The sequence below is a fragment of the Agrobacterium sp. CCNWLW155 genome (genome assembly GCF_036888815.1).
Taxonomy (GTDB): domain Bacteria; phylum Pseudomonadota; class Alphaproteobacteria; order Rhizobiales; family Rhizobiaceae; genus Agrobacterium; species Agrobacterium radiobacter.
This window is the reverse complement of record NZ_JBAKFW010000025.1, coordinates 18,856-28,228: the sequence shown is the minus strand read 5'-3', so window position 1 is coordinate 28,228 and position 9,373 is coordinate 18,856. Positions and strand designations below refer to the sequence as shown.

The window sequence follows — 9,373 nt, the reverse complement described above, 5'->3', positions numbered from 1 at the left end:
ATCGCTCAGCCCGATCGAGTATCGCAGAAGTCTCGGCCATAACATCTGAATCAGTCCAAGTTTTTATCCGCATCCCCTTATGCGCCTAACCGGCTCACTTCTGCGCGGAAATCAACAAACTGGTGCTCAAACGTGTCTCGAGCGGTTCCGGTGGTACCGACGATAGCGATCTGGCGCGGGCCACGCGGCTTGCCTTTGACATGGAGCGCACCCTCGGCTTTGGAACCGAGCATCCGCTGCTCTATCGACCGCATCGCGATCCAGGCGCAATTCTTGACCGTGATCCCGAACTGGCAGCTCGGGTTCACGCCAAGCTGGATGCGGCGCTCGACCGGGCGGCGACGATCCTCAGGAGGCGCAGACCCACCTTCCATGCCCTCGCAAAGGCACTGTTCGAGGAACAGGCAATGGATGAAAACGCGGTGCTGCAAATCTTGACTGAGAGTGATCTGCCGAACAATGCTCCATGAGCGGAAGCTGACAGTTATGCGTTTGTGAAGGTCGGGATCGAGGACGATTCGGAATGAACCAGGCAATGCGGCCCCTGGTGGTAGGTCTCCGGACGAAAGCCTCTTGGCCTCTTCGCCGAGATGTGGTTGACGAAAACGACGCCAAAGCTTGTCCGGGTATGCCTTTAGGTGCCTTCCAGCGCGGACGCGTAAAGGAAGAAGACCGACAGCACTGCCAGTATTGCAAAGGGATTTCGCTTTATATGTCTCTCCATGGAAGAGACGCGCGGGAATTGAGAGCCGCGCGTCATGAGCGAATGATGGAAAGAAGGTGCTCCGGTTCTGTCATCAGAGAGGCACCATCGCGAAGCTTTTGCGATAAGGACGTGGCCCATGGCAGAGGTTGCCTTGTCGCTCGAGCAACCTCATTGGCTGGCGGCCTGCCCTTAAGCGCCCCTCGCACTGCGCCGAATTAGTCCAGCCATCAATGTTCGCGCGGTGGCAGGAAGCTCTTGACGGCGGCCGGGTCCGGCCAGGGAAGCACAGTTTCACCGGCCACGCGCCATGTGCCGTCTACGCGGCGCAGCCTGAGCTCGTAGAAGGCCGGCGCCGCACGCGCGCTCATGCGGCGATAGAGGATTGCGGTCGCTTCATCGCCTTGCTCCTCGATGTGCAGAATCCGCTTTTCGGTCGACAGCGGCGTTTCACCGGCATCGCGCCGAGCACGGAACTCGGCAAACATCTCGTCCTTGGAGAAGCGGGTGATCTTGCCCTCCGGCGTCAGGACGAGAAAGCCGAGGTCCTCGGTGTAGAGTTCGTCCATCTCTTCCATTCGGTAGTTACTGCCGGTCTCAGCAAGGCGATCGATGAAGGCGACGATTTCGGGGTTATACGTGTTTTGCATTTTCCGGTCCTTTCAAGCCAGGGTCATCCCGCCATCGGCATGAAGTTCGACCCCGTTGACGAAGCTGCCCGCGTCGGAGGCGAGGAAGAGCGCGGCGCGCGCCAACTCGTCCGGCTGTCCCATGCGGCCTGCCGGGATGAGTGATGCCATGTGATCCTCGAATGCCGGGCGCTCAGCTTCCGATACGCCGAGCTTGCCTAGGATTTCGGTTTCAACCGGCCCTGGGCTGAGGATGTTGACGCGGATGCGCCGTGTCTTGAATTCGATTGCCCAATTCTTAGCAAAAGCGGCGACGGCGGCTTTCGATCCCGCATAGACGGCATGGTCCGGCAGCACCTTCGTCGCGGCGAGCGAACTCGTGACAATGATGTTGCCGCCATCACGGATCAGCGGTGCGATCGTCTGCACACCGAAAAACACACCGCGCGTATTGATGGCGAAATGACGATCATAGTCTTCCGGTGTCACATTGCGAGATGCAGTGAGATTGATGACACCAGCATTGGCCATATAGATATCGAGGCCACCAAATTGGTTCTCGACCATGTCCACCACCTGGCGGTGATGTTCGAGGTTGGCGACGTCGCCCACGATGCCAATGGCATGATGACCGATGTCGCGCACTGCCTCGTCGACGACGTCCTGCCGCCGGCCGGTGATAATGACTCTCGCGCCTTCTTCGGCGAAAAGTTTGGCGGTCGCCCGGCCGATACCGCTATTGCCGCCGGTGACAACGGCGACCTTGTCTTTGAGATGTTTCATTGTTTATCTCCTTTCAGCTGTGATTGAGATAAACGTGGGCACCCTCAGTCGTTAGATCATGAACGGGCACATGATTTGTGCCCCGGAGTCGCAAATGCCGAATCTACTGAACGAGACGTCTGGATTGATGGCCTTTGTGCGAACGGTGGAGGCCGGTTCCTTCAGCGCCGCGGCACGCGATCTCGATACTACGCCATCGGCGGTGTCGAAGAGCGTGGCGAGGCTTGAAAAAAAGATCGGCGCGCGTCTCTTCCTGCGCTCCACCCGAGCCCTGACATTGACACAGGACGGCCAGATTTTCTTCGAACGCGTCGCTCCCCTTTTGCGTGATCTGGATTCGAGTGATGAGGGGATCGGGGCTGATGCCGGACTCTCCGGCCGACTGCGCGTCAGCATGCCAAGCGAGCTGGCGCCCCTGCTGCTGCCACGACTGTTTGCAGGCTTTGCGGCTGACAATCCCAACTTACATCTCGATATCGGCCTTACCGACCGGTTCGTCGATCTGATCCGGGAGGACTACGATGTCGTGTTGCGCGCTGGCAATCCGACGCAAGGCGATTTGATAGTCCGCCATCTGGCCAATTTACCGATGGCGATCGTCGCATCTCCGGTTTTTCTTGAGACCTTGGGCAATCCGCCGCTTGTCGAACATCTGGCAGCCGTGCCTTTTGCCCGTTACGTGCTCGGCGGCTCAATCCAGCCTGTACGTCTGGCAGACGGCAGCAGCTTTGTTCCCGCCGGTCGCGTAGATTGCGATTCAGGCGCTGCGCTCATCCAGGCGGCGCTCGCTGGGTTGGGTGCCGCCTATCTGCTGCGGTGTCTGGTGGCGAAGGAGTTGCAAGCCGGTGCGCTTGTCACGTTTGCATCGGAGATCGCGCTTCCGAGCCTGCCATTCAATGCGCTGCACGCCTTCGGCCGCACCGTGCCCTTGCGCGTCAAACTGTTCTGCGACTTCATAGCCCGTGAGGCGAGAGCCATCGAAGCGATGTGAACGTACCATCGGCGACATCGGTATCCCTTGCAGGGTCGGTCCCGTCAGAACCGGGCGCCGCCGACCTCGCGCATCGCCATGGGCAGCGTCTCCCAAGCCCTGATCAACTCGCCTATCGACCCGGCCTCCATCTTGCGCATGACATTGGCGCGGTGCAGCTTGACCGTGACCGCGCTTATCCCGAGGTCGAAGGCGATCTGCTTGCTGAGCCGCCCCCGCGCCACTTCACGCAAGATTTCGCGCTCGCGGTGCGTCAGCGTCTCCAGGCGTTCGATGTTGCGCTTGACGACCAGGGCGTTGGCCCGTCGCGACGCGTCGAGCGCAAGGCCGGCGATCACCGCATCAAGCAGCGTTTGGTCGCGCACCGGCTTGGTGAGAAAATCGACGGCCCCCGCCTTCATCGCCTGCACGGTCATCGGAATATCACCATGTCCGGTCAGGAAGATAATCGGCTTTGCATTGCCGCTCTCCGCCAGATGGTTCTGCAGATGAAGGCCGCTCGCCCCAGGCATGCGCACGTCAAGGATCAGGCAGCCGGGGCTGTCCAGTATGTTGGCGTCAAGCACTTCACGGGTAGAGGCGAAGCTCACGGGCTGAAAACCCGCCGAGAGGATCAGCTCCGACAAGGCCTCGCGGACGGCCGCATCGTCATCTACGATGACGACAACGGGCTCACTTGTGTCATTCTCGTGCTGCCGCGACAGCGGTGCCGATCTCCGGAGCGGCTGGTCCATTCGCATATCACCCTCCATTTTTTGATTTTTGCAAGGCTTCCCCTATTGCAATGAGCAGAGCAGGCGCATCGAAAGGCTTGCGGAAAAAGCCGCTGATGCCCTGCGCACGGCCCTGGTCGGCGATCTCGTGGCGGCCGGTGACCAGGAATACCGGTAACTCTGGACGCGCCTTGTTGACGATGTCACGAAGCTCAAAGCCGTTTGTGCCCGGCATGCCAATATCAGTGATCAACAAATCCAGATCCGACAGGCCCCGGGTGAGCAGATACTCCGCTGATCGAAAACAGCAGGCTGCATAGCCGGCGGACTCCAGCAACTCCTCCAGCGACTCGAGCAGCCGTGGATCGTCATCGACCACCGCGATGATGGGTCTTGTATTCTCCATGCTCAATTTCCTCCCGCACGGCGCGAATGGGTGATCGGTATTCCCAATCGCTCTGCTATGCGCACGAGGTCGGCGAGCGATGCTGCCGCCATTTTCTGCATTACATTCCTCCGATGGATTTGGAGTGTCACTTCGCTGATTCCGAGTTGAGATGCTGCCTGCTTGTTGAGCAGGCCGCTCACCACGAGCGGCAGCACGTCGCGTTCGCGTGGCGTCAGCTCGAGATAGCGTTGTTTCAGCATACCGATTTCCGCCCGCTCCGATCGCTTTCGCCGATCCTCGGAAATTGCCGTGTGCACGGCAGTCATTAGGTCCGCGTCGCTGAACGGTTTGGTGAGGAAATCTACCGCACCGTGCTTGATCGCTCGCACCGACGAGGGGATATCGCCATGGCCGGTAATGAAAACGATCGGGGGATGATCACCTTCCGCGATCTGCCGCTGCAGTTCGAGACCGTTTATATCGGGCAGTTCAACGTCGAGTATCAGGCAGGCAGGTAGATCCGGTCTCTCGGCGTTCACATAATCCCCCGCTGAACCGAATGGGATGGCACGCATGCCGTGGGTGTCCAGGAGTTCGCCGAGCGCCTCCCTGATGCGTTCGTCGTCATCGACGATGAAAACTATATGGTCATCCGTTGTCATGGCGCGGCTTTCCCGGCGATTGGTAAGGTGAAAATGAACCGCGCGCCATGCGGTTCATTTTTCTCGGCCCATAAACGCCCGCCATGTGCCTCGACGATCGAACGGCAGATGGCGAGACCCATGCCCATTCCGTTCTCTTTCGTGGTGAAGAAGGGTTCGAACATCTGATCCGGGAACTCAATGCCGTTTCCGCGGTCGGCTACTTCGGTCTGCACCTCGCCGCCCATGCGATGAGCGCGCACGTCGATAGCTTTTTCCCCTGCGACAGTCTCCATCGCCTCCATGCCGTTGCGGATGAGATTGACCAGGACCTGCTGGATTTGGATGCGGTCGATCGCGATAGGCGGAAGCTTGGCTTCCGCGTCGATGTCGATCCGGATGCGGCGACGCAAAGCCTCGCCTGCCACGAGGTTACACGCCTCGGTGATGACACCGGAGAGCGACAGGCTGATCCTATTCTCCACGGATTGCTTGAACAGCGCCCGGATACGGCCGACGACTTCCGCCGCCGAGTTGGCGTCGCGGATGACCCGTTCGATCGTGATCTTGGCACGCGCGACATTGATGGACTCAGCTGATAGCCAGCGGTAACACGCGTGCGAATTGGCGACGATCGCCGCCAAGGGCTGATTCACCTCATGGGCGATGGAGGCCGACAGCTCCGCAAGACTCGCGGCTTGGCCGGCGCGTGCCAACCGCTCCTGCGCCAAGCGTAGCTCTTCCTGCATGCGCACTTCGCTGTCGATATCTAGGCAGATGACGTTCCATTGCACGATGGTGCCGTCGTCCTTCCGCATCGGCGCGGCGCGCGTTTCGACCCAGATATATTCGCCGTCGAAGCGTCGCAGGCGGTGCTTTTTGAGATAGGGTTCGCCGGTTGCCAGGCAATGGGCATATTGCTCTTTGACGCCCGCGACATCGTCGGGATGGACCCCGGCATCGAGCGTGCCGTTCAGGCGCGATTCGGATTTCCCATCCAGTTCCTCCAGCTCATAGCCAAGGAACTCGCGCAGTTGTTGGCTGCGATAGACTGGTTCGCCGTTCGGCTCAGCACAATCGATCATCGCCGGCAGTGTTTCCACCAGTTGCCAAAGGAAGCGTTCTCTCTCACGCAATGCCGCCTGCGCGCGCATCTCGTCCTCAATGTCGATCGAAGCAATGTACCATTGCACGATTGTGCCATCTGCGTTGCGCAGAGGCTGCGCGCGCGCCTCTATCCAGCGATAGATGCCCTGCTTGTTGCGCCGGCGAAACCGGTTCACGAAAGGCTGGCCGGTCGCGAGGCCATCCGATGCCCTCTGAAACATTGTTGGAAAGTCGTCGGGGTGAGCGACTTCTCGGGCCAACGCGTCGAAATCTTTGATATCCATCGTCGGCGAACCAACGTCGTCGAGATATCGCTTGCTGGTGTAGGTCATCTTACCCGAAGCGGTAAAGCTCAGGATATTGAAGGGCATGGCGTCAATCATCTGCTCCAATTGCCGCTTGCTGCTCTTCAGCGCTTCTTCGGCCTGCACCTGATCGTCGATGTCGATAGACACCTGATACCAGTGAACGATCGCTCCATCTTCATCGCGCAAAGGTTGCGCGCGCGCCTCTATCCAGCGATAGTTGCCATCTTTCCAACGTCGACGATATCTCATCATGAAGGCGTCGCCTGTTTTAAGGCAGTTGGCTGACACCCGCAGCACCTCGGGGGCATCTTCGGGATGAACCAGCTTTTGCGCCACCCGGACGGTATCTTCGAAGTTCGCCTTGGAAAGGCCGAGATCCTCCAAAGATCGCTTGTTGACGTAGGCCAGCTCGCCAGCAGGCGTCCAGCTCCAGATGTGGACTGGCAAGGCGTCCACAAGCTGCGAGAGCTCTCGCTCCCGGTTGCGCAAGGCCTCCTGCGCCCGCACCTCATCATCGATGTCGATGGAGATTGCGTACCATTGCACGATCTTGCCGCTGTCGTCCCGCAGTGGCTCCGCCCGGCCGTCAACCCAGCGATACACGCCGTCCGCCCGCCGCAGCCGGTAGCGCAGGGAAAAGCGTTCGCCGGTCGCCAGGCTGCTGTTGAGCGCTTCCGCCACTCCAGCAGCGTCGTCGGGGTGGATGGCCGCTTCGATAATCGCCGCCATCCGGCTCGTGTCAAGCTTGTCCGCTTCCGCCGAGTCCACGCCGAAGAAATCTGTCAGGCGCTTATTGAAGAAGGTCGGCTCGCCGTCTGGACTGAGCCTCCAGAGAAGGCTCGGTACCATGTTGACGAGCTGGGAGAACTCCCGCTCCCGGTTGCGCAGCGCCTCCTCAGCCTTCTTGCGCTCGGTGATGTCGATGAAGCCGACCAGGCTCTTGTCGGCGATGGCGCCGGGACGGGCGGTCGCGAAAACGACGTCGATGACGCTGCCGTCCATGCGCGCCACCTTCGTTTCTTCCTGGAAGACCTCCTCGCCGCGGTAGCGCGCCTCGATCGAGCGGCGGATGGTGGCCATGCCCGGTTGCCAGTAGCGGGTGATGGGGCCGCGCATTTCCTCCGCATTTTGTGCGCCGAACATCTCCGTGATGTGCCGGTTGACTTCTTCGACCTCCAAGGCCTCCACGGCGCGCGCGAGGAATTCGGGGTGCTCGTCGATATAGGATTCAAGGTCCGCCACACCCTGCACTCGCAACTCCTTGAACAGCGGAATAAGCTTGCTGGCGTCCACCCGAGTCAGTCCGATCGGCATGTAGTGGAAAACGTCGCGGTAGCTACGTTCGCTTTGTTGCAAGGCCTCTTGGGCGATCACGAGATCGTCGATCTCGAGGCAGACTCCGTACCACTGCACGATCCGGCCGTCCGCGTCGCGCAACGGCTCCGCACGCCCCTCGGTCCAGCGATAGGTTCCGTCTGATCTGTGCTGACGATACTTCAGTGTAAATGGATCGCCCGTCTCGAATGAATGCGTCAGCGCACGCTCGACAGCCGCGCGATCTTCCGGGTGGATGTCAGCCAATGAGCGGGATGCATTCGGAGCAATCAGTTCTGACAGGGTCACGCCCACATAGTCGGCAAGGCGCTTGTTGACATAGGTGGGTTTTCCCTCGGCTGTAGTACACCATATAAAGGCGGGCACTGCGTCGATCAATTGCTGGAGCTTTTGCTCGCTCTGCCGCAGCGCTTCCTGCGCCTGCACCTCGTCGTCGATGTCAATGGAGATTGCGAACCATTGCACTATGGCGCCGTCTTCATCGCGCGACGGTTCCGCCCGACCATCAACCCAGCGATACACACCGTCCGCACGACGCATGCGATATTTCATCGAGTATGGTTCGCCCGTGGCGACAGCATGGCGCACCGCCTGCAACACACTAGGCGCATCATCTGGATGGACGAGAGTCTCAATGTTTGTCACTAGCTGGCTTGTGCCCGGCCTGTTCAACTGTTGCAGGTCAAACCCAAAAAAATCCACCAAGCGCTTGTTAAAGAAGGTCGGCTCGCCTTCTGGTGTCAGTCGTCTGATGTGGACTGGGACCATGTTCACAATCTGCGAGAGCTCTCGCTCTCGGTCGCGCAGGGCCTCCACACTCTGGCGTAGTGTCAGCAACGCGAGTTGGTGCTGCCGGGATATGGCGGCCACGATCAGCGCAGAAAATGCCGAGATCGCCAGGAAAAGTTGCAGCATGATGTGGTTGTGGCGCTGATTCTCGGCATTTCCGGCAAACTGGCTGGCGCCGGATACCGTGAAGATCGCGGTTATTAGCGCGAGGAGGGCGAGGGTAGCGGCAGCCCCCTTAAATTCGAAGCGCACAGCAGCCCAAAGCAGCGGTGGCATGATGATATAGGCGAAGGGCAGGTAGCCGCTGAGCGAAAGGGCCGCGACGCCAAGAAGGATAAGTCCCACGACACACGCTTCTATCCATCGCGCAGCCGTTAGCTCGGCCTTGCCGTTCCAGTTCTGGATCACGACCAGCGCGAGCGGCGCGACGATCAGGACCCCAGTGGCATCCCCGATCCACCAGAGAGGCCAGGCCCCCAGGAAGGTTTGCGAAAATATGCCGAACCAGGCCAGCGTCGCACTTCCGACCGTCGCGCTGACCACCGGGGCAACTCCAGCCCCCAATACGACAAATACAAGAACTTCCCGCAAGGTTTCCAGCCGAGCCGGCCGACCCAAAGCCCGGTTTACGAGCCACGCGCCGACCGTAGCTTCGAGCGCGTTGCCGGCATAAATCAGGACGGCGGCGGGCAGCGGGCTATGGAACCACATGACATTGCTGAATAGCTCGCCCAGGCAGCCGACCAGCACCCACCACGGCCAGCTCTGCTTGGGTGCGAGGATAAGAGTTGCAATGAAAAGCCCACTTGGAGGCCATATGGAAATGCCTGTTCCCGGTACGATTGCAAGTGCCTGCGCGAAACCGCAACCCAGGACATAAGCAGCAAAAAATAGACCCAGGTGCAGGAGTTGGGGGCGGTAAGACCAGATGCGCGTCATCGGCGGCTCCTGCAGGGAAAATAAAGCCTGGGCGGTGTGAGCATATC

General features: G+C 59.9%; 8 protein-coding genes. 2 read left to right on the top strand and 6 right to left on the bottom strand.

Features of this window, described 5'->3' with window-relative positions; all coding sequences use genetic code 11:
• Positions 1-122 precede the first annotated feature (122 nt).
• Positions 123-470 (top strand): hypothetical protein, encoded by a 348-nt coding sequence (locus tag V6S97_RS27875; RefSeq protein ID WP_334428294.1) that lies wholly within the window; start codon positions 123-125, stop codon positions 468-470.
• Positions 471-933: 463 nt separating this feature from the next.
• Here the strand turns inward: V6S97_RS27875 and V6S97_RS27870 are convergent, their stop codons facing one another.
• Positions 934-1,353: a hypothetical protein gene (locus tag V6S97_RS27870; protein WP_112293929.1), complete on the bottom strand. Its 420-nt coding sequence runs from the start codon at positions 1,351-1,353 to the stop codon at positions 934-936.
• A gap of 12 nt (positions 1,354-1,365) precedes the next feature.
• Positions 1,366-2,115 carry an SDR family NAD(P)-dependent oxidoreductase gene (locus tag V6S97_RS27865; protein WP_112293928.1) on the bottom strand — a complete coding sequence of 250 codons (750 nt, stop codon included), beginning with the start codon at positions 2,113-2,115 and terminating at the stop codon, positions 1,366-1,368.
• Between the two features lie 58 nt (positions 2,116-2,173).
• Here V6S97_RS27865 and V6S97_RS27860 point away from each other — a divergent pair, with 58 nt between their 5' ends.
• The gene (locus V6S97_RS27860; RefSeq protein WP_334428293.1) at positions 2,174-3,106 is read left to right on the top strand and encodes a LysR family transcriptional regulator; all 933 of its coding nucleotides are present in this window, start codon (positions 2,174-2,176) and stop codon (positions 3,104-3,106) included.
• A 44-nt stretch (positions 3,107-3,150) separates the two neighbouring features.
• Here the strand turns inward: V6S97_RS27860 and V6S97_RS27855 are convergent, their stop codons facing one another.
• From V6S97_RS27855 to V6S97_RS27840, 4 genes are read right to left on the bottom strand one after another with little or no spacing between them, the layout of a single operon-like run.
• Positions 3,151-3,846: a response regulator transcription factor gene (locus tag V6S97_RS27855; protein ID WP_112293932.1), complete on the bottom strand. Its 696-nt coding sequence runs from the start codon at positions 3,844-3,846 to the stop codon at positions 3,151-3,153.
• Between the two features lies 1 nt (position 3,847).
• Positions 3,848-4,225 carry a response regulator gene (locus tag V6S97_RS27850; RefSeq protein WP_112293926.1) on the bottom strand — a complete coding sequence of 126 codons (378 nt, stop codon included), beginning with the start codon at positions 4,223-4,225 and terminating at the stop codon, positions 3,848-3,850.
• A 2-nt stretch (positions 4,226-4,227) separates the two neighbouring features.
• The gene (locus V6S97_RS27845) at positions 4,228-4,869 is read right to left on the bottom strand and encodes a response regulator transcription factor (protein ID WP_112293925.1); all 642 of its coding nucleotides are present in this window, start codon (positions 4,867-4,869) and stop codon (positions 4,228-4,230) included.
• Complete coding sequence (locus V6S97_RS27840; RefSeq protein WP_112293924.1) at positions 4,866-9,326, bottom strand: PAS domain-containing protein; 4,461 nt, start codon at positions 9,324-9,326, stop codon at positions 4,866-4,868. Before V6S97_RS27840 ends, V6S97_RS27845 begins: the two co-directional genes overlap by 4 nt.
• Positions 9,327-9,373 lie beyond the last annotated feature (47 nt).